We start from the raw sequence: 25,060 nt of genomic DNA, 5'->3' as shown, positions 1-25,060 counted from the left end.
AAACCGAACACCAGCGGTCCCCAACCGGCTGATTAGTGGAGTTCTATGGGCGGCGCAAGGCTGCGACTGGCTAAGATTCAGTTATGGATGCCGAACAGCCGGGGCTCAGCGGACCCGTCCCCCCATTGGCCGGGCAGGAACGCCCCAAACTGGACAGCGAATCACTGCTCGACCCGGACTTTCTTTCGGCAACAGGCGTCGCACAATTGAGCGTCGTGGAGTCCACGGGCTCCACCAACCAGGACCTGGTGGGGGCCGTGGCCTCAGACCCTGCGCGGTGGCCGGACCTTTCCGTCCTGACGGCCGAACACCAAACGGCCGCGCGCGGACGCCTTGATCGACACTGGGAATCGCCGGAGCGTTCGGCGGTTTCGGTGTCCATGGTGTTGCGCCCGGTAACCTCCGACGGCGCGCCGGTGCGGACGCAAAGCTACTCGTGGCTTTCCCTCTTGGCCGCAGTTGCCCTCCGCGAGGCCCTGCAGGACACGGCCGGAGTGGCGGCAGATATTAAGTGGCCCAACGATGTCCTTGTCAACGGCCGCAAGATCGCGGGCATCCTCGCACAGATGACACCCTTGGGCGACGGCACCGTTCCTGCCGTGATCCTGGGCATGGGCCTCAACGTGACCCTGACCGAGGAAGAGTTGCCCGTACCCACTGCAACCTCGCTCGTCCTGGAAGGGGCCACGACCACGGACCGAACAGCGTTGCTGAAAAGCTACCTCTCCCGTTTCGCCAGGCTCTACCGGAGCTTCTGCAATTCCGAAGGAGACCCGGCAGCCGGCTTGGCAGGTGGCTCGTCATTACACAAGCGAGTGGAGACGGCCATGGTCACTTTGGGCAGGGAAGTCCGTGCACACCTGCCTGGCGATAACGAGCTGGTGGGGCACGCGTCCCGGCTGGACGAGGACGGCTCCTTGCTCGTTGTTGACCACGGCGGCAGGGAGCACACAGTGACGGCCGGGGACGTGGTGCACTTGCGCGCCACAGAAAGCGGTTATGCGTAAAGAATTGCTTCCGGGGGAGCAGGTCATCACCATCACCCGGCCGCAAGCGCGTTCGTTGTTGTTCCCGCTGCTTGCGTTCATCGTGGTTCCTGCGTTGGCGGCCTACGCTTCAGCGTGGGTTGCACGGGGAAACCCGCAGCGCCTGGCATCATTCGTCACCAGCGCATGGACGCCGTGGCTGATGGGTGCTTGCGTAGCGCTGGCGGTGTGGTTCTTACTGGGGTACAGCCTCAAACGGGTGCTGCGCTGGCGCTCCATCAGGTACATCCTGACCAGCCGACGAATACTTGCCAAATACGGAATGTTTCGGCGGGACGATTGGCAGGTTTCGCTGATGGCCGTCCGCGACGTGGGGCTGCACCAGAGCCTCCTTCAACGGTCATTGCGGTCCGGGAATATATCCTTGGATACCGGGCACTCCGGAACGGCCGTGCTGGCCGACGTTCCTGAGGCCCTGAAGTTCCGTGGTTTCATCCTGGATGCAATGGATGAGCTCCCGCGGAGCGAGGGTTTTGAGCGTGGAATAGTGCCGGAATTTGATGTGGTGCCGTGGGAGTCGAGAGAAGGTGGAAGAGATGAGCGTTGAGGATCAGCAGTCCAGCGAGGACCTGGAGCAAGCGTTCGACGCCGAAACCGAACCTTCCGTGGATGAGGACACCGACGCTGAGTCCGCACCGGTTACGGTCCCAGGGCCACCCACAAGTGTGATGTCCGGAGAGCGCGTGGCTATCAAAGCGCTCGAGGCGAAGCTCCTTGGTGGGGAACGCAAGCTCCGCCGTCGTGAAGTTGCCGCAGGTGCGGGTGTGTCCATCCTGTCCGCGCGGAAGGTGTGGCGCGCCCTCGGTTTCCCGAACTTCGGGGACGAAGACGTTGCCTTTACTGAGCGTGACCAGGCTGCGTTGACGAGGATCCTCGATTTGGTCCGTGCCGGGCTCCTCACTGAGGAAGCCGCGATTTCGGTAACCCGTTCCATCGGCCAGATGACGGACCGCATGGTGGTTTGGCAGGTTGAAGCCCTCGTGGAGGACATGGTGTCCGAACAAGGCATCCCGGACGCCGTGGCCCGGAAGCAACTGGTGGCCCAACTGCCTGCGCTGGTGGATTCCTTGGAAGAAATCCTCGTCTACTCATACCGCCGCCAGCTCAATGCCGGGATCCAGCGGCTGGCCGTTCGCGCCGAAGCCGGGCTGCAGGCAAGCGAAGAGGGACGCGAGGGAGACGAAGACGATTCCCCGCTGCCCTTGGCCCGGGCAGTGGGCTTCGCTGACCTGGTCTCCTACACCAGCCTTTCGCGCCGCATGAACGAGAAAACGTTGGCCCAGTTGGTGCAGCGCTTCGAAAACAAGTGCGCTGAAATCATCTCGGTCGGTGGTGGCCGCTTGGTAAAAACCGTGGGCGATGAAGTGCTCTACATCGCAGAGACGCCAGCTGCTGGGGCCGAAATTTCTTTGGCGTTGGCGCAGGCCTTCACCGAGGATGAAATCCTTCCGCAGTGCCGGGTATCCATGGTGTGGGGGCGCATCCTGTCCCGGCTGGGCGATATCTACGGTCCAACAGTCAATTTGGCCGCCCGCCTCACCACGCTTGCGCAGCCGGGCACGGTCCTCGTCGACGCGATGACCGCGGCGGCGCTGGGGCAGGATGATAGGTTCGTGCTGGTTCCGCAAAAGTCGGAAAATGTCCGTGGCTTCGGGGAGATCCATCCGGTGATGCTGGCCCGCGGACGCGGCAAGGGCCTGGTACTCGATTAAGAAACCGACCCCTACAGCGAGGACGCGCATGAATTCACAGCCGACCACCCCGGCAAGTTCGGCATCAGATCCGGCCGGAAGGCCGACGTCGTTCCTGCTGACTTACGGCTATGGAACCGATCGCGGCCTGCGGCGTGAACTGAACGAGGATTCCTATATCGTGGCCGATCCTGTTTTCGCCGTCGCCGATGGCATGGGTGGCCACGAAGCAGGGGAAATCGCCAGCGCGGTCTGCGTCAAGACCCTAGGCAGTGCGCCCGAAGTGGCGCCCGGTGTGCGGACGGCCTCTCCCGCTGAACTGCAGTCATGCCTGCTGAAAGCCCACCAGGCCATCCGGGAAGCAACCGGAGCCAAAGCCGGAACGACGCTCTCCGGTGTGGTTGTCGTGGAGCATCTGGGCCTGCCCTATTGGCTCGTGATGAACATCGGGGACTCCCGGACCTACCGCATCAGCCAAGGTCGCTTCGCCCAAGTGAGCGTGGACCACTCAGAAGTTCAGGAACTGGTGGATTCCGGCCATATCACCGCGGAGCAGGCTGCCGTCCACCCCCGCCGCCACGTGGTGACGCGGGCGCTGGGCACCGGAGATGAAGCAGAGGCCGATTTCTGGTTGCTGCCCATCGAACCGGGGGACCGCGTCTTAGTGTGCTCGGACGGCCTCAACGGCGAGCTCGAGGATGAGGACATTTTCGGCATCCTGAGCACCGTCGCCGATCCTCAGGAAACAGTGGACACGCTGATTCAGGCAGCGCTCAAAAGCGGCGGACGGGATAACGTCACGGCGCTTGTGATAGACGCCAAAGCGGTCTGAGCCTGGCGGCAGCGGATTTGCGTGGGCATGGAAGGATGTAGGAGGATTTCCGGAAACGCCCTAACTCCCTGATTACTCGAGGCACCCCAACCCCTCGTAGAGGTTTACACCATGAGACACTCTGTTGTCCCTGCTCTCCTGTTGACCGCTGGGCTGCTTGTTGGCCCTGCCGTCGCTGCCCAGGCGGCTCCGTGCACCGACAAGTCCAAAGTTGCGTGCGGCCAGGTGGAAGTCCCCACCCCACCGGCTGCCACCGCCCAGCCGGCACCAGCCCCTGCACCCAGCAAAAAACCTGCTCCAGATCCTGTCCCGACCCAGATCCACGAGCCTGTAGCAGTTCCCGCGGTTCCGGCTCCGCCTGTTCGGGTTCCGCAGCCGGCCGCCGTGGTGCAGGCTCCCGCCCCCGCAGCACCTTCCGTCAACGATCCGGTTCCGGCGTCGTCCGAACCAGTGCCCGGGCAGGACGCATCCAGCGCGTCAGCAACGCCGTCGGCCACTCCCTCTGCGAGCCCCAGCTCAGCGAGCCCGAGTTCAAGCCCGTCCACCTCATCCAACTGGGATACGCCGGTGCAGCAGGGCCAAAAGACAGCGGCCGCAATTCTCGTGGGAAACCCCGGGCCAGGCCCCAATGTCCTCGGCCTCGTAGGCATCTTGGGTGGCGTGCTCTTGGTGGGCCTGGGCGGATTGGCTTTCGCGCTGTGGAGCAAGAACCGGCTGTCCTCGCACTAGCACCACATTTTTGTCGGTGCCTTGCGGCAAGATAGAGCTGTGAGCACACCAGAGAATCCTGATCCGGTAGACACCACGGTCCACGGCGCGGCTGCAGCCGTCGCGGCACAAGACGGGCCTTCGCCGTCGGCGTCCTTGCGCGACGAGTACGAGCAGCTGTCGGACCTGGTCCGCAAATACCGGTATGCGTATTACCAGGAAGACGCACCCACGGTGTCAGATGCCGAGTATGACGCCCTCTACCGTCGACTGGAAGAACTCGAGGCGCTCCACCCGGAGCTTGTCTCCAACGATTCCCCCACCCAGGAAGTCGGCGGCGAAGTCTCCTCCGCTTTCGCCGCAGTGGAGCACCTGCAGCGGATGTACAGCCTGGACGACGTCTTCTCGTTGGAAGAACTCGAAGCCTGGGTCCGCAAAGCCGAGGCCTCTGTTGCGAAACTGGGTGACTCCGTGCCGCCCATTGCGTGGTTGACCGAGTTGAAGATCGACGGCCTCGCAGTGAACCTGCTGTACAGGGATGGCAAGCTGGTGCGCGCGGCCACCCGTGGCGATGGCACCACGGGTGAGGACATTACCCACAATGTCCTGACCATCAAGGAGATTCCCCGCGAACTGAAGGGCTCCGGGTACCCGTCGGAAGTGGAAATACGGGGCGAGGTATTCATCCCCTCCAAGGCGTTCCTTGAGTTCAATGAGAAGCTGGCGGCTGCTGGAAAGGCTCCTCTGGCAAACCCCCGGAATGCCGCAGCCGGTTCCCTGCGTCAAAAAGATCCTGCGGAAACCGCCAAGCGTCCCCTCAGCATGTATGTCCACGGAATCGGGGCCCGCGAAGGGCTGGACGCCGCGAGCCAGTCCGAAACCTACAAGCTCCTGGAGGCGTGGGGGCTTCCCATCAGCCCTTATTTGAAGGTCCTGGACTCGTTCGACGACGTGCTGAAGTTCATTGCCCACTATGGCGAACACCGGCACGATCTCGCTCACGAGATCGATGGCATCGTGGTGAAAATCGACGACTTCGCCACCCAGCGCGCCCTCGGCAATACCTCCCGCGTCCCCAGATGGGCCGCTGCGTACAAGTACCCGCCTGAGGAGGTTCACACCAAGCTCCTGGACATCGCCGTCAATGTGGGCCGAACTGGGCGCGTCACGCCCTTCGGCCTGATGGAGCCCGTCAAAGTAGCCGGTTCCACCGTTGGCATGGCCACCCTCCACAACCAGGATGTAGTCAAAGCCAAAGGCGTGATGATCGGCGATATCGTGATCCTCCGGAAGGCCGGCGATGTTATCCCGGAGATCGTAGGCCCAGTGCTCGCGTTGCGGGATCAACAGGATCCGCCCGTCCGGGAATTCGTGATGCCCACCGAATGCCCCAGCTGTGGCACCCCACTGGCGCCGGCAAAGGAAAGCGATGTGGACATTCGCTGCCCCAACGCCAAGTCCTGCCCGTCACAGCTGCGTGAGCGTGTGTTCCATGTTGCGAGCAGGGGCGCGTTCGATATTGAGGCCCTCGGCTGGGAAGCCGCTGTCGCCCTGACCCAGCCCGCAGAGCCCGAGACCCCACCGCTGACCAGTGAAGCAGGGCTCTTCAGCCTCAAGCGCGAGGATCTTGCAGACGTCTTGATCCGCCGGGAAAAGCGTTCCAAGGGAGTGGGAACCGGCGAGTACGAGCTCGTTCCGTACTTTTACACCAAGGGAACAGCCAAGTCGCCCTCGAAGCCGACCGCTACCACGGAGAAACTCTTCGCGGAACTGGAGAAGGCCAAGAAGCAGCCGTTGTGGCGCGTGCTGGTGGCGCTGTCCATAAGGCACGTCGGTCCAACCGCGTCCCGCGCCCTCGCCACGGCGTTCGGCAGCATGGACGCAATCCGCAACGCCACCGAAGAGCAAATGGCACACGTGGACGGTGTGGGACCCACCATTGCTGTGGCGCTCAAGGAATGGTTTGCCGTGGACTGGCATAACGAGATCGTGGACAGCTGGGCTGCTGCCGGGGTCCGGATGGAAGACGAACGGGACACCTCCGTGCCGCGGACACTTGAGGGCCTGACCGTGGTGGTCACCGGAACTCTGCCCAATTTCAGTCGGGACGAGGCGAAGGAAGCCATCATCATCCGTGGTGGGAAGGCCTCGGGGTCCGTGTCCAAGAACACCAGCTATTTGGTGGCCGGCGAGAGCGCCGGAACAAAGTTGGACAAAGCAGAGGCGCTGGGCGTGCCCGTATTGGACGAGGACGGCTTCCGCGAGCTTCTCGCGAACGGGCCCGTTACGGCCGAGGCTGCAGTTGCACCCGCAGACGAAGCCCCACCCGCAGAAGCGGTTGCCGAGGACCTCATGGAAGCAGACGCGGAATGACCGATTCGATGGAACTGCTCGCTGTCGCCAAACGGGCTGCAGCGGCCGGGGCTGCCGTGCTTGCCCAGCGCTCCGCCAGCGGCACCGGTGGCGAAGGCCTCGATACGTCCAACAAAGGCGAGGCCGGCGACTGGGTCACGGCTTTCGATGTCGCCGCGGAGAACGCGGTCCGCGAAGCAATTGCCGCTGAACGCCCCCAAGACACCATCACCGGGGAGGAATACGGCACAACCCGCCCTGAAACTCCGTCGGGATATCGCTGGTCCATTGATCCCTTGGACGGGACCACCAACTTCATCCGCAACATCGTGTACTACGCCACGTCCGTGGCGGTAGCGGACGCCGACGGCGCGTGGTTGGCGGGCGTGGTCCACGCACCCGCGTTGGGACGCGTCTACTCGGCTGCACGCGGTCAGGGAGCGTGGCTTGAGATTGCAGGAGAGAAAACGCAGTTGTCCGGTCCGGTGAACGGGCGGACGGGCCTCATCTTGGCCACCGGCTTCAGCTACGATCCTGCCACCCCCGCGGACCAAGCGGCCGGACTTGCCGGGCTGATGGACGGGTTTGCCGATGTGCGCCGGCTGGGTTCGGCAGCGTTGGATCTTTGCCTGGTGGCGGACGGCACTTTCGACGCCTACGGGGAACGTGGCCTCAATGAACATGACTTCGCCGCAGGCGCGTTGATCGCTGAAGAGGCCGGTTGCTGGGTGCGCCGCCCTCGGCTGCGAAGTCCGCTCGACGGCGGCCCCACCACCGATGACCGCTTGGCGGCGTGGATGTGTGCAGGACCATTGGAGCTATCGGGCAAATTCCCCTTGTGACGTCCCCTGACGCCGTGAACCATCTCCGCCGTGCACCATCGTCGCGGTCAACCATCTCCGGCGTGGAGCTGGCCCGGGCGATGACCCGGGCCAGCTGCCTGCCTCGCTAGAACGCAGACCCGATCGAGGTAAGTTCCTTGGCTTCCGCTCCCGCGTAGCGGTTTCCGGGGCGATCGAGTCCGTAGTGTCCCCGCAGCGTTGTGGCCGTGTACTCGGTCCGGAACAGGCCGCGCTGCTGCAGGATGGGCACAACGTGGTCCACAAAGACCTCCAAACCGGAGGGCAGCACGGGAGGCATGATGTTGAAGCCATCCGCGGCTCCGGCAAAGAACCATTCCTGGATGGCGTCGGCCACCTGATCGGGGGTTCCCGAGAACGTTCGGTGTCCACGCCCGCCGCCGAGCCTGCCGATCAGCTGCCGAACGGTGAGTTGTTCGCGCCGGGCCAGTTCCACAATGAGCGTGTACCGGCTCTTGGCTCCTTCAATCTCGTCCTCCGACGGGAGGTCCGCCGGTAGCTGGCGGTCCAACGGGAGATCGTCAGGGGACAGCCGAAGGGTTTTGGCCAGCTGCTCCCGTGCGTACTCCGGCTTGATGAGCTCGTCCAGTTCGCGCTCAAGCTTGATCGCTTCGGCCTCGGTGGAGCCGATGACGGGCACAATGCCCGGCAGGATTTTGATGCTTTCGGGGTCACGTCCGGCCGCTGCCGTCCGTGCCTTCACATCCGAGTAGAAGGCCTGCGCGCCATCCAAGGTTTGGTGGGCCGTGAAGACTGCCTCGGCGTACTGCGCCGCCAGGTTCTTCCCGTTCTCGGAGGACCCGGCCTGCACGATCAGTGGGTGGCCTTGGGGTGAGCGTGGAACATTCAAGGGACCACGGACCCGGAAGTGCTCTCCCTCGTGATCTATCACGCGGATCTTCGTGTCGTCAGCCCACACTCCTTCGGCTTTATCGGCCAGGACGGCGTCATCGTCCCAGCTGTCCCAAAGCTTCTGGGCGACTTCGATGAATTCGGCTGCGCGTTCGTAGCGGACGGCGTGGGCCGGTTGGTCATCCACGCCGAAGTTGCGGGCAGCATCCGGTCCTGCCGTTGTCACAACGTTCCATCCCGCACGTCCACCGCTGACCCAGTCCACCGAGGCGAAACGACGGGCCAGGTTGAAGGGATCGTTATAGGTAGTGGAAGCCGTGGCAATCAACCCGATCCGCTGTGTGGCGGCCGCAAGAGCCGTTAGCAACACAGTGGGCTCCAATTTACCTGCAGGGCGGCGGCCCACTTCACCAAACAGGACGGGGGAGTCCGCAAAGAAGATGGAGTCCAGCTTGCCGCGCTCGGCCGTCCGGGCCAGGTGCTGGTAGTGCTCCACTTTGGTAATCGCAAGGGGATCGCTCTCGGGCAGGCGCCATGAGGCTTCATGGTGGCCCGTGCTCATGAGGAATGCATTGAGGTGCAGCTGGCGGTCTGGCGGGGTCATGGGTTCTCCTCAGTTGGGGGTCTGTCAGTCAGGATGTCGCAACTCAAGCACGCTCCTTACCGCCCCCGCCAGCGGCCCGACATGTGCCCGCAACAGCGCGAAACGGGGGTTCATGACGCGCAACGGAACTCAATTCAACGCCACGCAACGCAACGCTGAAGCACCCGCACGGTTGCCTCCCCGAACAGCGGTACAGGGCCGTCCGACGTCGTGGGTTCGATCCGTGACTGATAGTTCCATCACGGAAAGGCCGGTTTGCGGCCTTGCGCGCTTGCCGGGCGACTACCATTGGTAGGTGCTTTCCCCGATTACCGTCCGTCCCGCCCTGCCGGAAGACTACGACGCCGTTGCCCGGATTACGCAGGACTCCTACGTCACGGCGGGCTACTACGGCGATGCCGACCACCCGTACCTGCAGAAGCTCCAGGACGTGGCGGGGCGCGCGGAACACGCTGAGATCCTGGTCGCTGAGCGTGATGGCAGGGTCATCGGTTCTGTGACGGCAGCTCCGGCCGGGGGAGGGTTCTCCGACATCGGGCTCGATGACGAGCTGGAACTACGCACCCTTGTGGTGGACCCGGCGGTGCAACGGTCCGGTGCGGGCCGCGCCTTGGTGCAGGCCGTCGTGGACCAAGCCAAAGCGATGGACGGCATCAGGGCGGTCTCGCTCACCACTGGCGCAACGTGGGAAAGCGCGAATGCCTTGTATGCGCGGACCGGTTTTGACCGTGCTCCGCACCGCGACTGGTTCGTTCCCGGCACCGATATAAAGCTGTTCGTTTACCGGCTGGAGCTCACACAGCCGTAACGACCAGAAGCCTCCAGGTCAGGCAGGCACATCAGCCCGGCACCCCGTAGCGGTGTTCCGGGCGGCCGGTGGTTCCGTAGCGAAGTTGGATCTCGACGGCGCCGTCGTCAGCTAGCGAGGACAAGTACCTTTGCGCTGTGGCCCTTGAAACGCCGACGCGTTCGGCGACTTCCACAGCGGAGTACTGCTCTCCGGGCTGTAACGCCTCCAAGACCGCCGCCTCGGTTGCGGACCGCGGTTTCGCCGACGGCGTCACATCGCCGGGGATGAGTGCCCGCTTGGCCCGCTCGATGCTGCCTTGGTCCACGGTGGCTTGCTGGCCAAGAATCCTGCGGTACCGTGCGTAGGACCGTAGTTGCTGGGACAACGATTCCGCGGTGAACGGTTTCAGCAGGTAGCCCAGGGCGCCCCGGCGAAAGGCCGTCCTGATGGATGGAGCGTCGGAGGCCGCCGTCAGGATGATGGCATCGATGTCCAACTGCCCCAATAGATCAAGCCCTGAGCCGTCCGGTAAATAGACATCCAGCAAGACTAGGTCGGGCCGGAGGCCGTGGATGGACTGCAGCGCCTGCGATACTGAACCTGCCGGGGCCAAGGCCATGAAACCGGCCACGGAATCCACATAGGCAGCATGGAGCCTTGCAACGTGGAAATCGTCGTCCACAATCAGAACCCTCAAGTCCTCAACCACTGCTGTCCTTTCCCGACGTTTCCCCCGTCTTGGCCCCACTCATCACACCGGGGACGGTCGCCATGAAGACGGCGCCCGGTCCGCCTTGCCTACCCGGCTCCAGCACGCGAACATCACCACCACGGCGCCGTGCGAGTTGGCGCACCAGAGCCAGGCCCAGTCCTTGTCCGGCTCCCGGCCGGGCGGGGTGGGCGGCGGTGGTGAATCCCTCGGCAAAGACCTCCTCGGGTTCCAGGTTTCCCAGGCCATCGCCGGAGTCGCCCACCACGATGTGGAGCGTGCCGCCGTCGTCGTCAGCGTCCAGCAGTTCCACCTCCACCCAGCGATCCGCGGCGGAACCGTCGACGGCGGCGCTGACCGCGTTGTCGATCAGGTTGCCGAGCACCGTGGTCACGTCCTGGGGATCGGCCACGTGCCCGCGAACCAGGGTTTCAGGGCCTATCCGTAAGGCGACGCCGCGCTCGGAGGCTTCCACGCTCTTGGCTCCCACAAAAGCCTGCAGGTAGGCGTCTTGGAGGAGTTCGGCCTGTTCCACGGGAAATTTGAGCGGACCTGTTGCCGAGATACGGGCCAGGTACTCTTCGGCTTGCCGGTGCTGCCCCATGCTCATGAGCCCGGCGATGGTGTGGAGTTGGTTGGCGAATTCGTGGCGCTGGGCGCGGAGTGCTGCGCTCATGGTTCCAACGGCGTCGAGTTGGCGGGTCAGCTGCTGCAGTTCTGTGCGGTCGCGCAGCATGACCACCCAGCCGAGGTCCTCCCGGCGGTGCCACGCTTTCCGGGCGCTGGCAACCAACACACGGCCACCGGCCACGATCTCGACGGCGTCCGCGTCCTGCGCGGCAGGTTTGGTCATCGTCTTCAGTTGCCCAGGTACTGCTGCGCCGGACCACGCTTGGCCGGTCAGATCGGGAATGCCGAGGAGCCTCGATGCTGCCGCGTTGAACACGGAGATTCTTCCGTCCGCGCTGATGCCGATCACGCCGTCGTCCACTCCTTGGAGGACCGCGACCTGGTCGTGGACAAGTGTGCTGATTTCCTCCGGCTCCAGGCCGAGGGTCAGGCGCTGCAGTCGTCGTCGAAGGAGGAACGATGCCAGGACACCGGCAAGCAGGGCGCCGCCGGCAGTCAGCGCGATCGGGGTGATGTCGCTGGCCAGGCTCTTGGTCAGCGATTCCACGGAGTAGCCAACGCTCACCTCGCCGACGATCGTCGTGGACGAGGCCGGGGCATACACCGGGACCTTGGCTCCGGCAGAGGGTCCCAGCGTGCCCGTGTTGCGGGTGGTGATTTCCGCCCCGCCAAGGGCCACGGACGGGTCCGTGCTGACGCGTTCGCCCAGCCTGGCGGTGTCAGGATGCGCCAGCCGGAGCCCCGTTTCATCCGTGATGACTACGAACAGGGCCCCTGTCCGGGCCCGCACCGATTCGGCGGCGGCCTGCAAGGGACCCGCGGACAGCACAGCCGGGGGAGGCGTGCCCACCTCCCTGCTGATTTCCTGGACGTCCGTCCTGACCGTGGGGTCGGCAGCCACCGTCCGGGCGAGCGTCAACGCCTGGTTTTCGGCCTCGCTGCCGATGCGTTGGTAGACCAGCCACCCGTGTACAACGCCACTGAGCATGACCACCAACAGGACCACGCCCAGCTGGAGGAGGAGGGTTTGGGTAGAGAAGCGCATGCTGATCCTGGGCACCTGCCCTCCTTTCCTCCTGCTCCATTGAAGCACTGAGCACAATGCGCACAACGTCCGGAATGAGCAGTATTCCGAACAAATCCCGGAAACACCGGCCCGTGATCCTCGCCACTATATGTTCCGTAGTGCGCATCACACCGCTGTGGTGCCATTCACAGTTGTAAAGGAGCCGGCCATGCTGGTTTTGCTTGGATTCGCAATGATTGCGGTATTCATGGTCCTGATCATGACCAAAAAGATGACGCCGGTCTTGGCGCTGATCATCATTCCCACCGTCTTTGGACTGTTCGCCGGCGCGGGCCTGGGCATTGGCCCCATGGTCATGGATTCGATGAAGTCGATGACGTCCACGGCAGCGTTGCTGATGTTCGCCATTATCTTCTTCGGGATGATGATCGACGTCGGCCTGTTCGACCCCCTGGTGAAATTCATCTTGCGCAAGCTGGGCAACGATCCGGCAAAGGTGGTTCTCGGAACGGCCATTCTTGCTGCTGCGGTCTCCCTCGACGGTGACGGCTCCACTACGTTCATCCTCACCACTGCGGCCATGCTCCCGGTGTACCTGCGCCTCAAGATGAGCCCGGTCGTCCTAACTTGTGTGGCTGGCCTGGCCAACGGAACCATGAACATCCTTCCCTGGGGTGGCCCGACGGCCCGCGCCGCCACCGCGTTGAAGATCGACGTGAACGACGTCTTTGTCCCCATGGTCCCGTCATTGATCGTCGGGCTGGTTATTGTGATGGTCTTCGCTTGGCTGCTCGGCCTTCAGGAACGTAACCGCCTGCGCGCTGTGGCACCGGAGGTGTGGGGGGAAGCAGCTGAGGCTGGTGGCACCTTTGGTTTTCGCCGCAGCGCACGCAAACCCGTCGACGGCGGAGGTTCCGGCGTCGCGCTCTTGGGAAACGAAACTGTAGTAGCGACCCTCGTGGATACCCACGACGCCGCCATGGCAGATACCGCCCTGGATCCCAACCGCACAACACTGCGGCCCAAGCTGTTCTGGTTCAACCTGGCGCTGACGGTAGCTGTCATGGTGGTCCTGGTGGCGAATGTCATTCCGCTCCCGTTCGTGTTCATGGTGGGCTCCGCCATCGCGCTGCTGGTGAACTTCCCCAAGGTCAAGGAACAAGGCGCCCAGCTCGTTGCCCATGCGCCCTCGATCGTCGCCGTCGTCAGCATGGTCATGGCCGCTGCAGTCCTCACCGGTGTCCTTAACGGCACCGGCATGGTCAAAGCGATGTCCACGTGGCTGGTTCAGATCATCCCTGCGGACATGGGCCCGTTCATGGCAGTCATCACGGGGCTGCTCAGCATTCCGATGACGTTCTTCATGAGCAACGATGCGTTCTACTTTGGTGCGCTTCCGGTGTTGAGTGAAACGGCAGCACACTATGGCGTCGGAGCGGCGGACATGGCCCGCGCATCGATTACGGGCCAGCCCTTCCACCTGCAGAGTCCCTTGGTTCCGGCCATCCTCCTGTTGGTTTCCCTAGCGAAGGTGGAGCTGGGCGATCACCACAAGAAGGTCCTCTGGCGCACGGCGGTTATCTCGCTGGTCATGCTGCTGGTTGGCGTCCTGACCGGCGCGATCGGAATCGGCTAAGCGAGTCTTCCTCCAGCCGATCAGCCACCGCCGTTAGCCGACGGGGTTGGTTGCCTGGCAGGTTTGGTCGTTGCCCGTCTTGGCTGCGATGCCGCCTGGTGCGGCCGCAGGCAGGACGGGCTTGTCGCCGGTTGCGAAATCCTGGCCAGCGTAGAGCTGCACGCCCTGAATGTTGTTGACCTGCTGGATGTTCGCTGCAGGGAGGCCGAACTGTGCTGCTATGTCGGCGGCGACGTCCTCGAAACCGGCCTGGTAATAGACCATGGTGGTGGGCCTGGCGTCTCCTTGGAGCCGGGTGACTTTGGTGTAACCAGCTGCCGTGACCATTGCCGCGATGGCATTGCTCCTACCGGAGACGTTGGTTCCGTTGGCAACACTGATGGGCTGCTGGGACTTGTCGAAGGAAGGCTTAGGCGCCGCGGTAGTCGGGGCGGCCGATGGGCTTCCGGCCTGGGAAAGGTCTGCGCTGTTCTGCAATGCGGCAAAGAGGTTCGAAGCAGCGGGCTCGTCCAATTGCAGCCTGTTCGGATCAGAAGCGGCAGGGACCGTAGGGACTGTCACGAAATCCACCTTGGCGGGGTCGATGTTCTTGAGGCGGTCCGCGAGGGTCAGCAGGGCCGGAATGGAGGCCAGGCCATTGTCCACCGTCAGGTTCTTGGTCATCGTATCGGCGATGGCCAGGACCTTTTGCGGATCGCTCAAGGTGCCCTCGGATTTCACCTTGCGGGTCAGGGAGGCGAGGAAAGACTGCTGAGCGGCAATGCGGCCAAGATCGCCGCCGTTGGCGAAAGCATGGCGGGTGCGGAGGAATGCGAGGGCCTGGTCGCCCTGGACCTGCGAGGTTCCTGCCGGAAGGTGCAGTCCGGACTCCGGGTCATCCACAGCGGAGGCAACGCAAACTGAAACGCCGCCCACAGTGGACGAGAGCTCCTTGACGGCGTTGAAATCCGCCATCATGAAGTGGTCAACCTCCAAGCCCGTGAGTTTGTTGATGGTGTCCACGGCGCAGCCGATTCCGGCTTCGGCCATGGCGCTGTTAATCATCGCGGCCTGCCGCCCGGCATGTTCCTGGCCGTTGCTCTGGTCCTTGCACGCTGGCACGTCAACCAGCAAGTCCCGGGGGAAACTGATCACGTTAACGTGGTTGTTGTCCGCGGAAATATCCACCAGCATCATCACATCGGATTGACCGTAGCCGGAGGATTGGTCGGCGGAGCCGTACTGACCGTTCTTTCCACTCCTGGTATCACTTCCCAAGACGAGGATCTGGAGGCGGTCTTTGCTGTCATTGACCGCACCTTCGGTCCGCGCCCCGCCGGCCCCCAGTGCAGTAGCCGAAATGTTCGATTGCAACCGCCATACCCAATAGCCGCCGAACGCTACCACTCCCAGAAGGAGGGCAGCTACCACAATGACGGTGACCCTTAACCAGCGGCGGCGCCCCCGTGGGCGGCCGTGACGACCCAGGCTGCCTTCAACGAGGGTGCCTTGGCCGGGGTAGCGGGCCTGATCCGCAACTGGGGAGTTGGGGTCGGGACTTTCGTGACGACCGAACACAACAATGACCTTTCCTCAGGGTACGGACTGGCCCATGTTACTTACTGAATCTGAGAACTTCCCTGATTTGCCCATTATGCGAAGGTCCGGGCCGTGAGACCATTCTCCCCGCGGCCTCCCATCTGCACGCGCTATCATTGCGGTGTGCCGCCCTTTGACGTTCTTGGTAGCGCCTGGCGGATTGACTGGGCAGCTGTAGTGATGATCTGTGTTTCCGGTGTGCTCTATGGGCTCGGCCTGAGGGCAGCTGCTGCCAACGGTCACCGCTGGCCGCTTTGGCGAACCCTGGCCTTCTACTTCCTGGGTCTCGGGTCCCTTGCCGTCCTCACGTGTGGCTTCCTGGGCGTCTACAGCGCTGAGCTGCGCTGGGCCTTTACCCTCAAAGTTTCCCTGCTCCTTTTTGTTGTCCCCCTGTTAGTGGGCTTGGGCCGGCCCATCTCGTTGGCTCGCGCCGCCCTGTCCCAGGGTGGAATCACCAGGCTCAATGCCGTGCTCGCCCATCGCGCCGTCAGGTTCGTCAGCAACTCCTTGGCAGCGCCCCTGTTGGGCTTGGCCTTGTTCTCCACGTTCCTGACTCCGGCCTTTCATACCCTGCGCGCAGATCCGTTGGCCGAAACGCTGGTGACCCTCCTGGTTCCGTTGCTGGGCCTCCTGATGGCGCTTCCGATCATCGAAGAATCAGACTTCCAACGTTCCAGCACCTACATCACCTTGGAATTCGTTTTCGTTTTCATTGAGCTGTTGGTGGATGCTGTCCCCGGCATCCTGCTTCGACTCAACGGACAGGTCCTTGACCACGTGGTTGCGAGGCAGTCCTCGTTGGCCTGGTTCCCGGATCCGCTCCGCGACCAGCAGTTGGCGGGCGATGCCCTGTGGTTCGTCTGCGAGATTGTGGATCTGCCGCTCATCATCTTGATGTTCATGCGTTTCTCCAGAAGTGACAAGCGCGAAGCCAAGAGTTTTGACGACCTCACGGACCAGGAATTGGAAGAGCTGAACGCCCAACATCTGCGCAGAAGCCAGTAAGCTTACTTTTCTACTGCCCTGGGGACGTTCAGCGGCGCTGGTAAGAGGGAATGATCGTTCGCTCTGGCTATTGGAAGGGAGAATTCCATGCCTGGCAACCGCCCTGGTTTGGCATCGCTGTGGACTGACGGACTGGGCCGTGCGAGCATTCGAGCCCTGCAAGTCCTGATTGTCACCGCGCTGGCGTGGCTGGTCATCTGGGCGTTGACGCGAGTCCCGCTGGTCTTGATTCCCGTGCTGATCGCACTGATCCTTGCCTCGGCCATCTCGCCGCTGGTGCGATGGCTTGCCCGGCACAGGTGGCCCCGCGCCCTTGCGGTCCTGGCCTCATTTGTCGCGATACTCGCTGTTTTCGGAGGCGTGGTCACCGGCATCGTCTTTCTCGTCCGTGCCCAGTCGAAGGACCTGGCGGCGAAGGCGGTTGCCGGTATCGACCGGCTGCATGACTTCCTGAACTCCGGACCGGTCCCTGTCAGCGATGCCCAGCTCACGGCAACCAAGGACTCCGTGCAACATTTCCTGACCTCGAGTGCGTTCGGAACTGAAGCGCTGACCGGGGTGCGCACCCTGGGGGAGATCCTCGCCGGCGTAGTGCTCATGGCTGTCATCTTGTTCTTCTTCCTCAAGGACGGCCACAAGATCCGGAATTTCCTGATTGGATTCCTTCCCGCTGACGGCCAGTCCAATGCGCACCTGGCCATGGAACGGAGCGCCATCGTCCTTGGCGGGTACGTCCGTGGCACGGCCGTCGTCGCGGCGACGGACGGTTTGATTGTTGGCGTTGCCTTGGCGTTGACCGGTGTTCCCCTGGCGCTTCCGCTCGGTGCGTTCGTCTTTATCGGCGGATTCATCCCGATCGTGGGCGCGACGGCGGCCGGTACTTTGGCTGTAGCTGTCGCCCTGATCTCGAACGGCCCGGTGGCCGCCTTGGTGATACTCGCCGTCGTTATCGGCGCCAACCAGTTGGAGCACCACCTCCTGCAGCCGCTCTTGATGGGCAGGGTCTTGAGCATTCACGGGCTGGTGATCCTGCTGGCATTAGCGGCAGGGACCATGCTCGCCGGGATTGTTGGCGCACTCCTCGCGGTTCCGGTGACCGCAGTGGGGTGGACCGTTATCAAGACTTTGTCCGGGACTACCCCTGTCCATGAAGGCCGCACAGAAACTGCCGTCGTGGAGGAACGGCCATGATCAGGAGCAGGTTCCGGGCGCTTGCCCACAAATCGTTGGTGCGCTTGGTGGTGATGGTTGTCGTCGGGCTGGCAGTAGCCCTCGCCGTCGGAAGTTTCGGGGCATGGGCCTACGCTCCGGCGCTTGGCTGGGCAGCGGCGTCTTTGACGTATCTCATTTGGGTGTGGTCTGCCATTCACGGCCTGGATGCCGAGCGGACGGCCACGCATGCCCGGGCCCGGGAGGAGGACCCCGGCCGTGTTTGGTCGGACATTCTCGTCTTGGTTGCCGCCATGGGCAGCTTCGGTGGTGTCGCCTTGATCCTGTTGGAGGCAGCCTCGGCTCAAGGCGGCCTGAAAGCAGCAATCATCGCTTTGGCCTTGGGCAGTGTGATCCTGTCGTGGCTGTTGGTCCATACGCTCTTCACCCTCCGGTACGCCACGTTGTACTACCGCGACTCCAGCGGCGTGGACTTCAACAAGCACAGGCCGCCGTGCTATAAGGACTTTGCCTACCTCTCGTTCACCATCGGAATGACCTTCCAAGTCTCCGATACAGACCTCACTACGGACGCCGTCCGTTACACGGCGCTCCGCCACGCACTGCTGGCCTACCTGCTCGGCGCAATTGTCTTGGCTACCGTCATCAACCTGGTTTCAGGCTTGATCCACTGACGTGGGCGGCCAAACAGGCCGTCCGAGCGTGCCCGGTTGGCCAGTAGACTGGACCGGAAAACCATTTGAACTTTGCAGGGGAGATCCATGGCTGCGATCAACCGTGACGACGTCGCGCATCTTGCGCGCCTGGCTCACATTGAAATGAGTGCCGAAGAACTGGACAGGATGGCCGGCGAGCTCGCCGTCATCGTGGATTCAGTGAAGTCCGTGAGCGAGGCCGCGGGGGAGGACATACCCGCTACGTCGCACCCGATTCCGCTGACCAACGTGTTCCGTGAGGACGTGGTGGGCCACACCTTCACCGCCCAGCAGGCGTTGTCCGGGGCTCCGGATGCTTTCGAGAACCGTTTCAAGGTCCCGGCAATCCTGGATGAGGACTAACACGATGACTGACCTGAAGAATGAACTCATCCGCCACTCTGCTGCCGATCTCGCGGCGAAGCTGGCGGCGGGCGACGTCTCCGCCGTCGAGGTGACGCAGGCGCACCTTGATCGGATTGCCGACGTCGACCCGCAGGTAAATGCCTTCCTGCACGTCAACAGTGAAGAGGCTTTGGCAGTAGCTGCCGAGGTCGACGCCACGCGCGCCGCCGGCGGTTCGGCCGGCGAGGAACTGCACGCCCTGGCCGGCGTTCCGATCGCGGTGAAGGACCTGATCGTCACCATCGGCCAGCCCACCACTGCAGGTTCGAAGATCCTCGAGGGCTGGCACAGCCCGTACGACGCCACGGTGGTCAAGAAGCTGCGCGCGGCCAAGATGCCCATCTTGGGCAAGACCAACCTCGATGAATTCGCCATGGGGTCCTCCACCGAGCACTCAGCGTACGGGCCTACCCGGAACCCCTGGGACCTGAACCGCATTCCCGGCGGTTCCGGCGGTGGTTCCGCTGCCGCCGTCGCCGCCTTCGAAGCGCCGCTGGCGCTGGGGACTGACACCGGTGGTTCCATCCGCCAGCCGGGTGCCGTCACCGGAACCGTGGGCATGAAGCCCACGTACGGTGCCGTTTCCCGCTATGGTGCGATCGCCATGGCGTCCTCATTGGACCAGATCGGCCCTGTGGCGCGAACGGTACTGGACTCCGCCCTGCTGCAGGAAGTCATTGGCGGACATGATCCCTTTGACTCCACGTCGTTGACGGACCCTTTCAATAACCTCGTTGCCGCTGCCCGCGTTGGAAACGTTGCGGGCATGAAGATCGGCATCATCAAGGAACTGCACGGCGAAGGCTACCAAGCCGGCGTCGAGAACCGCTTCAACGAGTCCCTGCAGCACCTTAAGGATGCAGGCGCCGAAATCGTCGGGGTTTCCTGCCCCAACCTGAAGTACGCCTTGGGCGCCTACTACCTGATCATGCCGTCCGAGGTTTCAAGCAACCTGGCAAAGTTCGACGGCGTCCGGTACGGGATGCGCGTACTGCCCACCGAAGGACCCATGACCATCGAACGGGTCATGGGCGCCACCCGCGCCGCCGGATTCGGCGACGAAGTCAAGCGGCGTATCATCCTGGGCACGTACGCCCTGAGCGCCGGCTACTACGACGCCTACTACGGTTCTGCGCAGAAGGTCCGTACGCTGATCCAGCGCGACTTTGACGCTGCGTTCGCGCAGGCCGACGTCTTGATTTCTCCCACTGCTCCCACCACCGCGTTCAAGTTGGGGGAGAAGCTGGATGATCCGCTGGCCATGTACCTGAACGATGTCGCCACGATCCCGGCCAACCTTGCCGGGATCCCGGGCCTGTCCTTGCCTGGTGGCCTGGCTGATGAAGACGGTCTGCCGGTTGGTATCCAGTTGTTGGCTCCTGCCCGCGAAGATGCACGCCTGTACCGCGTGGGTGCCGTCCTCGAATCCATCCTTGAAGAGAAGTGGGGCGGCCCGATGCTCTCCAAGGCGCCGGATCTCAAAAGTGCTGCCCTTGGTGCCGTTTCCAACTTTGCCGGAGGTTCCAACTAATGTCCGTTGACGCAACCCTGAGCTTCGAAGAGGCCATGGAGAAGTACGATCCCGTCCTGGGGTTTGAGGTCCACGTGGAGCTCAACACCAAAACGAAGATGTTCTCCTCCGCGCCGAACGTGTTCGGTGATGAGCCGAACACCAACGTCAACGAGGTCGACCTCGGCATGCCCGGCGTCCTGCCGGTGGTAAACAAGGCCGCGGTGGAGTCCTCCATCAAGATCGGCCTTGCCTTGAACTGCAAGATCGCCGAGTCCTGCCGGTTCGCACGGAAGAACTACTTCTACCCGGACACCCCCAAGAACTTCCAGACCTCACAGTACGACGAGCCCATTGCCTACGACGGGTACCTCGACATCGAGCTCGAGGACGGCACCGTCTTCCGCGTGGAGATTGAACGCGCCCACATGGAGGAAGACGCCGGAAAGCTCACCCACATGGGCGGCGCCACGGGCCGTATCCAGGGTGCCGACTACTCCTTGGTGGACTACAACCGTTCGGGTGTTCCGCTGGTCGAGATCGTCACCAAGCCGATCGAGGGAGCCGGGAGCCGCGCGCCGGAATTGGCCAAGGCGTACGTCGCCGCTGTCCGCGAGATTGTGAAGAACCTCGGTGTGTCCGATGCCAAGATGGAGCGCGGCAACGTCCGTTGTGACGCCAACGTCTCACTCCGCCCACACGGCCAGGAACGGTTCGGCATCCGGTCCGAGACCAAGAACGTGAACTCGCTGCGCGCCGTCGAGCACGCCGTCCGTTACGAGATCCAGCGCCACGCTGCCGTTCTGGATTCGGGGCAGCCGATCATCCAGGAGACGCGCCACTGGCACGAGGACACGCGTTCGACGACGTCGGGCCGGCCCAAGTCCGACGCCGACGATTACCGCTACTTCCCCGAGCCGGACCTGGTCCCCGTGGTCGCCTCACGCGAATGGGTGGAGGAACTGCGTGCAACCCTTCCCGAGCCGCCAGCCGAGCGCCGCAAACGCCTCAAGGAAGCATGGGGTTATTCGGACCTGGAGTTCCGCGACGTCGTCAACGCCGGGGTCATGGACTCCATCGAGGAAACCATCGCAGCCGGTGCCTCGGCCGATGTGGCCCGCAAGTGGTGGATGGGTGAGATCGTGGGCCGCGCCAAGGTGGCCGACGTCGAACCCGGCGAGCTCGGCGTCACCCCGCAGGTGATCGTTGAGCTGAACAAGCTCGTCGAAGACGGCAAAATCAACAACAAGATGGCCACCCAGGTCCTGGACGGCGTACTCGCCGGCGAAGGTGCCCCGGCCGAGATCGTGGAGAAGCGCGGCCTCGCGGTTGTGTCCGACGACGGTCCGCTCTTGGAGGCGATCGATGCAGCCCTGGCGGCGCAGCCGGACGTAGCCGAGAAGATCCGTGGCGGCAAGGTGCAGGCCATTGGCGCCATTGTGGGCGGGGTTATGAAAGCCACCCGGGGCCAGGCTGATGCAGGTCGCGTGCGCGAGCTCATCCTTGAGAAGCTCGGAGTGCAGGGCTAAGACCCAGCCAGCCCACCCAAGTAGGTCAGGCTGGCCCGGAAAGCCCGGTCATGACGGTTTGAAGTGATTCGCAAACCGTCAGGACCGATTTCCTTTTCAGGGTTTCCGGCCGGGCCAGGATGTCGATCTTGCGCACCGAGTTCACTCCGGACAGCGGCCGCAGCACCACACCGGCGTCGAGCACCCGGCGGGCGGTGAAGCGCGGCAGCAAACCGATCGCCCCGCCAGCCGAGACCAGCGCGGCGACGGTCGAATAGTCGTTGATCCGGTGCAGGACCTCTGCTGGCCTGCCGCTGACGGCAACGACCGCGGCAAGGACATCGGCGGGGGAGTAGCCGTCGCGGCTGGTCACCCACGGTTCGCCAACGACGTCGGCCGGGTTCAGGTGGGGCCGGGAGGCCAATGGGTGGCCGGCCGGCAAAGCGACGTCCAGCGGCTCGTCAGCCAACGGGATCACAGCCACCTTGTCCTCGGGCCACGGTGGGCTGTTGTCCATCCGGTGTGCCAGGACAAGGTCATACCGGGCCACCAAACCGGGGAATTCCTCCTGTGCCACGTCCTCATCCGAGAGCCGAAGCGTCGGCGACTTCCCGCCGTCGGGTCCCGTTCGTGACGCCAGGTGCGCCGCCAAGGGCGCGAAAAGCGCCTGCCCCGCACTGTGGAAGGCGCTAACACTCACCGGTGCGTCGGGGGCATCGTGGTAGGCGCCAATAGCCGCGCGGGCATCTGCCATGGCGTTCACGACGGCGGCTCCCGCCTCGGCAAGGACGCGGCCGGCGTCCGTCAGCACCAGTGCGCGGCCTTCCTTGCGCGTCAACGGTACATCCACCGATTTCTGTAGCAGGGCAAGCTGCTGGGAGACGGCGGACGGAGTCACCATGAGGGTCTCTGCCACGGCCTTGACGCTCCCAAGGTCCCCGAGCTCGCGGAGCATCTGAAGCTGATGGATTTCCATTAGTAAATCCTAAATCGTTGATTGAGAAGAATCTAGTTGTGCTAAATCGTCAGCGGCGCTTCAATGGTCTCAGCAGCAGTGCCGCAGCCCATCAGTGAGGAATTCCATGAAGGCTCTCTATAAATCCGGACCCCACGCAGGGTTTGAGCTCGTTGACCGCCCCGAGCCCGAAGCCGGTCCCAGCGACGTCAAAATCAGGGTCATGACCACCGGCATTTGCGGCACGGATCTGCACATCCAGAGCTGGGACGCGTGGGCGCAGTCCATGATCGAGGCACCCCTGATCGCCGGCCACGAGTTCTACGGCGAGGTGGTGGAAATCGGCGAGGACGTCCGGGACGTCAAGGTCGGGGACAGGGTTTCGGGCGAGGGGCACGTCGTTTGCGGGATCTGCCGCAACTGCCGGGCCGGCCGGCGACAAATGTGCATCCACACGGTCTCGGTTGGCGTGCAGCGTGATGGTGCCTTTGCCGAGTTTGTTGTCATCCCCGAGACGAACGTGTGGGTCCACCAGGACGAGTCCGTCACGCCGGAACTGGGGGCCATCTTTGACCCGTTCGGTAATGCCGTCCACACGGCGCTCAGTTTCCCGCTGGTGGGCGAGGACGTCCTGATCACCGGTGCCGGGCCTATCGGGCTCATGGCAATCGCCGTCGCAAGGCATGCAGGAGCCCGAAAAATCGCTATCACTGATGTATCCGCTCCACGCTTGGAGCTGGCCCGCCACATGGGTGTGGACCTGGCCGTGGACGTCTCCAAGATGCGTGTGCGCGACGCGCAGCGCGAACTGGGTATGCGTGAAGGATTCGACATCGGACTGGAAATGTCGGGACACCCCACGGCGCTGCCTGAGATGATCGACAACATGAACCACGGTGGCCGGATTGCCATGCTCGGCCTTCCCAGCCAATCCATCGACATCAACTGGGGCAAGGTAGTCACCCACATGCTCACCCTCAAGGGCATCTACGGCCGCGAGATGTTTGAAACCTGGTATGCGATGAGCGCCATGCTCTCATCCAACCCCGTATTGCACCGGAGCATCTCCGCGGTGGTGACGGACACCGTGCCTGCAACCGAGTGGGTAAAGGGCTTCGACATCGCCCGCAACGGCGTCGGCGGCAAAGTGGTCCTTGACTGGACTGCACTGTAAACCCCGAAACGCGAACCGCCAAACCCGAGAATCCCGAGACCTGAACTCCCGAGACTTTGTAAACCTCTCCACGAACTGAGGAGCACGTATGTATTCAGCCATCAAAGACCAGTTGGTAGGCGAGCTGGACGAGATCCGCAGTGCCGGACTCTTCAAGACCGAACGCCACATCGATTCACCGCAGGCCAGCCACATCGCGGCAGGCCAGTTGGGGCAGCCGGCCAACAAGGTCCTGAACTTCTGCGCCAACAACTACCTGGGCCTTGCCGACCACCCGGACATCATCGCTGCCGCCAAGTCCGCCATGGACGAGCGCGGCTTCGGCATGGCGTCCGTGCGCTTCATCTGCGGGACACAGGACCTCCACCTGGAACTGGAGGCCCGTGTTTCACGGTTTTTGGGCACGGAAGACACCATCCTCTTCTCCAGCTGCTTCGACGCCAACGGTGGCGTGTTCGAGTCCCTGTTCGGCCCCGAGGATGCCATCATCTCGGACTCACTGAACCACGCGTCCATCATTGATGGGATCCGGCTGAGCAAGGCCAAGCGCTTCCGCTATGCCAACCAGGACATGGCAGATCTCGAGGCCAAGTTGGTGGAGGCGTCCGGTTCGCGGCGCAAGATCATCGTCACCGACGGCGTGTTCTCCATGGATGGCTACCTTGCCCCGCTGGAGGCTATCTGCGATCTCGCCGAAAAGCATGATGCGCTGGTCATGGTTGACGACTCACACGCCGTCGGCTTCATGGGCTCCACCGGCGCAGGCACTCCCGAACATGCCGGCGTCTCGGATCGCGTGGACATCTACACAGGGACTTTCGGCAAGGCACTTGGCGGAGCTTCGGGCGGCTACGTCTCCGGCCGCGGTGAGATCGTTGCCATGCTGCGCCAAAAGGCACGTCCCTACCTCTTCTCCAACTCCCTGGCTCCGGCCATCGTCGCCGCCACCATCAAGGCGATCGAGCTGGTCCAGGAATCCGGTGAGCTCCGCACCCGCCTCTTCGAAAACGCGGCCCTTTTCCGACGTCGGATGAGCGAGGAAGGCTTCGAACTCCTCGACGGCGAGCACGCCATCATCCCGGTCATGTTCGGCGACGCCGTCATGGCGGCCCGCGTGGCAGACCAGATGCTCCAGCACGGCGTGTTCGTGACAGCCTTCAGTTTCCCGGTAGTGCCCAGGGGCGCAGCCCGGATCCGCGTCCAGCTGTCAGCAGCGCACAGCACGGACGACGTCGAAGCTTGCGTTCAGGCGTTTGTGAAGAGTCGGGCGGCGGTCGCCTAAGGACCCGGCCGAACGTATAGCAGCACCAACATTTCCATCGT

The 25,060-nt window shown here is 63.3% G+C and carries 21 protein-coding genes and 1 pseudogene; 17 read left to right on the top strand and 5 right to left on the bottom strand.

The window, feature by feature from the left end:
* Positions 1-83 precede the first annotated feature (83 nt).
* From SB659_RS03030 to SB659_RS03000, 7 genes and pseudogenes are all read left to right on the top strand, one after another.
* Entirely contained in the window at positions 84-1,007 is a 924-nt protein-coding gene (locus SB659_RS03030; RefSeq protein ID WP_410549439.1) for a biotin--[acetyl-CoA-carboxylase] ligase, read from the top strand.
* Complete coding sequence (locus SB659_RS03025; RefSeq protein WP_284977769.1) at positions 1,000-1,593, top strand: PH domain-containing protein; 594 nt, start codon at positions 1,000-1,002, stop codon at positions 1,591-1,593. The genes SB659_RS03030 and SB659_RS03025 overlap by 8 nt, the downstream gene beginning before the upstream one ends.
* Positions 1,583-2,758 (top strand): adenylate/guanylate cyclase domain-containing protein, encoded by a 1,176-nt coding sequence (locus SB659_RS03020; protein ID WP_410549438.1) that lies wholly within the window; start codon positions 1,583-1,585, stop codon positions 2,756-2,758. The genes SB659_RS03025 and SB659_RS03020 overlap by 11 nt, the downstream gene beginning before the upstream one ends.
* 28 nt (positions 2,759-2,786) lie before the next feature.
* Positions 2,787-3,566: pseudogene (locus SB659_RS03015) on the top strand (PP2C family protein-serine/threonine phosphatase); the annotation flags it as partial.
* Positions 3,567-3,680: 114 nt separating this feature from the next.
* Positions 3,681-4,298 (top strand): hypothetical protein, encoded by a 618-nt coding sequence (locus SB659_RS03010; RefSeq protein WP_410549437.1) that lies wholly within the window; start codon positions 3,681-3,683, stop codon positions 4,296-4,298.
* Between the two features lie 39 nt (positions 4,299-4,337).
* Complete coding sequence (ligA, locus tag SB659_RS03005) at positions 4,338-6,650, top strand: NAD-dependent DNA ligase LigA (protein ID WP_410549436.1); 2,313 nt, start codon at positions 4,338-4,340, stop codon at positions 6,648-6,650.
* Positions 6,647-7,471, top strand: coding sequence for an inositol monophosphatase family protein (locus SB659_RS03000; RefSeq protein WP_410549435.1), 825 nt, complete (start codon positions 6,647-6,649; stop codon positions 7,469-7,471). The genes ligA and SB659_RS03000 overlap by 4 nt, the downstream gene beginning before the upstream one ends.
* Positions 7,472-7,577: 106 nt before the next feature.
* On the opposite strand, the gene SB659_RS02995 is transcribed toward SB659_RS03000, so the two are convergent.
* Complete coding sequence (locus tag SB659_RS02995) at positions 7,578-8,945, bottom strand: LLM class flavin-dependent oxidoreductase (RefSeq protein WP_410549434.1); 1,368 nt, start codon at positions 8,943-8,945, stop codon at positions 7,578-7,580.
* Positions 8,946-9,240: 295 nt separating this feature from the next.
* On the opposite strand from SB659_RS02995, the gene SB659_RS02990 reads away from it, so the two are divergent.
* Positions 9,241-9,753, top strand: a complete 513-nt coding sequence (locus SB659_RS02990) for a GNAT family N-acetyltransferase (RefSeq protein WP_284974467.1) — start codon at positions 9,241-9,243, stop codon at positions 9,751-9,753.
* Between the two features lie 31 nt (positions 9,754-9,784).
* On the opposite strand, the gene SB659_RS02985 is transcribed toward SB659_RS02990, so the two are convergent.
* Entirely contained in the window at positions 9,785-10,444 is a 660-nt protein-coding gene (locus tag SB659_RS02985) for a response regulator (protein ID WP_284977775.1), read from the bottom strand.
* Entirely contained in the window at positions 10,437-12,119 is a 1,683-nt protein-coding gene (locus SB659_RS02980; RefSeq protein ID WP_410549671.1) for an ATP-binding protein, read from the bottom strand. The genes SB659_RS02985 and SB659_RS02980 overlap by 8 nt, the downstream gene beginning before the upstream one ends.
* Positions 12,120-12,249: 130 nt before the next feature.
* Here SB659_RS02980 and SB659_RS02975 point away from each other — a divergent pair, with 130 nt between their 5' ends.
* Positions 12,250-13,737: a CitMHS family transporter gene (locus SB659_RS02975; RefSeq protein ID WP_410549433.1), complete on the top strand. Its 1,488-nt coding sequence runs from the start codon at positions 12,250-12,252 to the stop codon at positions 13,735-13,737.
* A gap of 33 nt (positions 13,738-13,770) precedes the next feature.
* Here SB659_RS02975 and SB659_RS02970 read toward each other — a convergent pair whose 3' ends face one another.
* A complete protein-coding gene (locus SB659_RS02970; RefSeq protein WP_284977779.1) occupies positions 13,771-15,294 on the bottom strand; it encodes an LCP family protein in 1,524 nt (507 codons plus the stop codon).
* A gap of 144 nt (positions 15,295-15,438) precedes the next feature.
* On the opposite strand from SB659_RS02970, the gene SB659_RS02965 reads away from it, so the two are divergent.
* From SB659_RS02965 to gatB, 6 genes are all read left to right on the top strand, one after another.
* Positions 15,439-16,320, top strand: coding sequence for a cytochrome c oxidase assembly protein (locus SB659_RS02965; protein WP_284977780.1), 882 nt, complete (start codon positions 15,439-15,441; stop codon positions 16,318-16,320).
* Positions 16,321-16,407: 87 nt separating this feature from the next.
* Complete coding sequence (locus tag SB659_RS02960; RefSeq protein WP_284977782.1) at positions 16,408-17,511, top strand: AI-2E family transporter; 1,104 nt, start codon at positions 16,408-16,410, stop codon at positions 17,509-17,511.
* The gene (locus SB659_RS02955; RefSeq protein WP_410549432.1) at positions 17,508-18,164 is read left to right on the top strand and encodes a DUF1345 domain-containing protein; all 657 of its coding nucleotides are present in this window, start codon (positions 17,508-17,510) and stop codon (positions 18,162-18,164) included. The genes SB659_RS02960 and SB659_RS02955 overlap by 4 nt, the downstream gene beginning before the upstream one ends.
* 87 nt (positions 18,165-18,251) lie before the next feature.
* Complete coding sequence (gene gatC / locus SB659_RS02950) at positions 18,252-18,548, top strand: Asp-tRNA(Asn)/Glu-tRNA(Gln) amidotransferase subunit GatC (protein WP_410549431.1); 297 nt, start codon at positions 18,252-18,254, stop codon at positions 18,546-18,548.
* A 4-nt stretch (positions 18,549-18,552) separates the two neighbouring features.
* Positions 18,553-20,121: an Asp-tRNA(Asn)/Glu-tRNA(Gln) amidotransferase subunit GatA gene (gatA, locus tag SB659_RS02945; RefSeq protein WP_410549430.1), complete on the top strand. Its 1,569-nt coding sequence runs from the start codon at positions 18,553-18,555 to the stop codon at positions 20,119-20,121.
* Positions 20,121-21,629 carry an Asp-tRNA(Asn)/Glu-tRNA(Gln) amidotransferase subunit GatB gene (gatB, locus tag SB659_RS02940; RefSeq protein WP_284977788.1) on the top strand — a complete coding sequence of 503 codons (1,509 nt, stop codon included), beginning with the start codon at positions 20,121-20,123 and terminating at the stop codon, positions 21,627-21,629. Before gatA ends, gatB begins: the two co-directional genes overlap by 1 nt.
* 25 nt (positions 21,630-21,654) lie before the next feature.
* On the opposite strand, the gene SB659_RS02935 is transcribed toward gatB, so the two are convergent.
* A complete protein-coding gene (locus tag SB659_RS02935; RefSeq protein ID WP_410549429.1) occupies positions 21,655-22,584 on the bottom strand; it encodes a LysR family transcriptional regulator in 930 nt (309 codons plus the stop codon).
* Positions 22,585-22,690: 106 nt separating this feature from the next.
* Here SB659_RS02935 and tdh point away from each other — a divergent pair, with 106 nt between their 5' ends.
* A complete protein-coding gene (gene tdh, locus SB659_RS02930) occupies positions 22,691-23,737 on the top strand; it encodes an L-threonine 3-dehydrogenase (protein ID WP_410549428.1) in 1,047 nt (348 codons plus the stop codon).
* Positions 23,738-23,825: 88 nt separating this feature from the next.
* Positions 23,826-25,019 carry a glycine C-acetyltransferase gene (locus SB659_RS02925; protein ID WP_410549427.1) on the top strand — a complete coding sequence of 398 codons (1,194 nt, stop codon included), beginning with the start codon at positions 23,826-23,828 and terminating at the stop codon, positions 25,017-25,019.
* Positions 25,020-25,060: the final 41 nt, after the last annotated feature.

The organism is Arthrobacter sp. SIMBA_036, from assembly GCF_046535135.1.
Taxonomy (GTDB): Bacteria; Actinomycetota; Actinomycetes; order Actinomycetales; family Micrococcaceae; genus Arthrobacter.
This window is presented reverse-complemented; position numbering and strand designations above follow the sequence as displayed.